The following is a 2,500-nucleotide window of genomic DNA, read 5'->3' on the forward strand; positions in this document are numbered from 1 at the left end:
GTCATGTCGGCCAAGGCAACTTGAGGTTATATGGTCAAGCCTCACGGATCATTAGTATCAGTTAGCTCAATACATTGCTGTACTTACACACCTGACCTATCAACCACATAGTCTATATGGTTCCTTCAGGGGGCTTGTGCCCCGGGAGATCTCATCTTGAGGCGCGCTTCCCGCTTAGATGCTTTCAGCGGTTATCGCTTCCGAACATAGCTACCCGGCAATGCCACTGGCGTGACAACCGGAACACCAGAGGTTCGTCCACTCCGGTCCTCTCGTACTAGGAGCAGCCCCTCTCAAATCTCCAACGCCCATGGCAGATAGGGACCGAACTGTCTCACGACGTTCTGAACCCAGCTCGCGTACCACTTTAAATGGCGAACAGCCATACCCTTGGGACCGACTACAGCCCCAGGATGTGATGAGCCGACATCGAGGTGCCAAACACCGCCGTCGATATGAACTCTTGGGCGGTATCAGCCTGTTATCCCCGGAGTACCTTTTATCCGTTGAGCGATGGCCCTTCCATACAGAACCACCGGATCACTAAGTCCTAGTTTCCTACCTGCTTGATCCGTCGATCTTGCAGTCAAGCACGCTTATGCCTTTGCACACAGTGCGCGATGTCCGACCGCGCTGAGCGTACCTTCGAGCTCCTCCGTTACTCTTTAGGAGGAGACCGCCCCAGTCAAACTACCCACCATACACGGTCCCCGATCCAGATAATGGACCCAGGTTAGAACGTCAAGCACGACAGGGTGGTATTTCAAGGATGGCTCCACTGCAGCTAGCGCCACAGTTTCATAGCCTCCCACCTATCCTACACAGACGAACTCAACGTTCAGTGTAAAGCTATAGTAAAGGTTCACGGGGTCTTTCCGTCTTGCCACGGGAACGCTGCATCTTCACAGCGATTTCAATTTCACTGAGTCTCGGGTGGAGACAGCGCCGCTGTCGTTACGCCATTCGTGCAGGTCGGAACTTACCCGACAAGGAATTTCGCTACCTTAGGACCGTTATAGTTACGGCCGCCGTTTACTGGGGCTTCGATCAAGAGCTTCGCCTTGCGGCTGACCCCATCAATTAACCTTCCAGCACCGGGCAGGCGTCACACCCTATACGTCCACTTTCGTGTTTGCAGAGTGCTGTGTTTTTGATAAACAGTCGCAGCGGCCTGGTTTCTGCGGCCCTCTTCAGCTATAGCTCGCATGAGCCACCAAAAAGGGCGCACCTTCTCCCGAAGTTACGGTGCCATGTTGCCTAGTTCCTTCACCCGAGTTCTCTCAAGCGCCTGAGAATTCTCATCCTACCCACCTGTGTCGGTTTACGGTACGGTCTGCGTAAGCTGAAGCTTAGGAGCTTTTCCTGGAAGCGTGGTATCAGCGACTTCGCCTTAAAGGCTCGTCTCGGTGCTCGGTCTTAAAGGATCCCGGATTTGCCAAAGATCCAAACCTACCGCCTTTCCCCGGGACAACCAACGCCCGGTACGCCTAACCTTCTCCGTCCCTCCATCGCACTTACGCGAGGTGCAGGAATATTAACCTGCTTCCCATCGACTACGACTTTCGTCCTCGCCTTAGGGGCCGACTCACCCTGCGCCGATTAACGTTGCGCAAGGAAACCTTGGGCTTTCGGCGTGCGGGTTTTTCACCCGCATTATCGTTACTCATGTCAGCATTCGCACTTCCGATACCTCCAGCAGACTTCTCAATCCACCTTCAACGGCTTACGGAACGCTCCTCTACCGCGTACATATAAATATGCACACCCCAAGCTTCGGTTCACTGCTTAGCCCCGTTAAATCTTCCCCGCAGACCGACTCGACCAGTGAGCTATTACGCTTTCTTTAAAGGGTGGCTGCTTCTAAGCCAACCTCCTGGCTGTCTGTGCCTTTCCACATGGTTTTCCACTTAGCAGTGAATTTGGGACCTTAGCTGTGGGTCTGGGTTGTTTCCCTTTTCACGACGGACGTTAGCACCCGCCGTGTGTCTCCCATACAGTCCGTCTTGGTATTCGGAGTTTGCAATGGTTTGGTAAGTCGCGATGACCCCCTAGCCATAACAGTGCTCTACCCCCAAGAGGATACATATGAGGCGCTACCTAAATAGCTTTCGAGGAGAACCAGCTATCTCCGGGTTCGATTAGCTTTTCACTCCTAATCACAGCTCATCCCCGTCTTTTGCAACAGACGTGGGTTCGGGCCTCCAGTACCTGTTACGGCACCTTCACCCTGGCCATGACTAGATCACCCGGTTTCGGGTCTACTGCCCGCGACTATGCGCCCTTATCAGACTCGGTTTCCCTTCGCCTCCCCTATACGGTTAAGCTTGCCACGAACAGTAAGTCGCTGACCCATTATACAAAAGGTACGCAGTCACCCCTTGCGAGGCTCCTACTGCTTGTACGCACACGGTTTCAGGATCTATTTCACTCCCCTCTCCGGGGTTCTTTTCGCCTTTCCCTCACGGTACTGGTTCACTATCGGTCGGTCAGTAGTATTTAG

At 53.6% G+C, this 2,500-nt stretch carries 1 rRNA gene (cut by a window edge); it reads right to left on the minus strand.

Annotated elements, in window-relative coordinates:
- Positions 1–30 precede the first annotated feature (30 nt).
- Positions 31–2,500 (minus strand): 23S ribosomal RNA (locus tag AC3IR9_RS20640); it runs 411 nt beyond the window's last position.

The sequence above is a fragment of the Stenotrophomonas sp. GL_101 genome, from assembly GCF_057835675.1.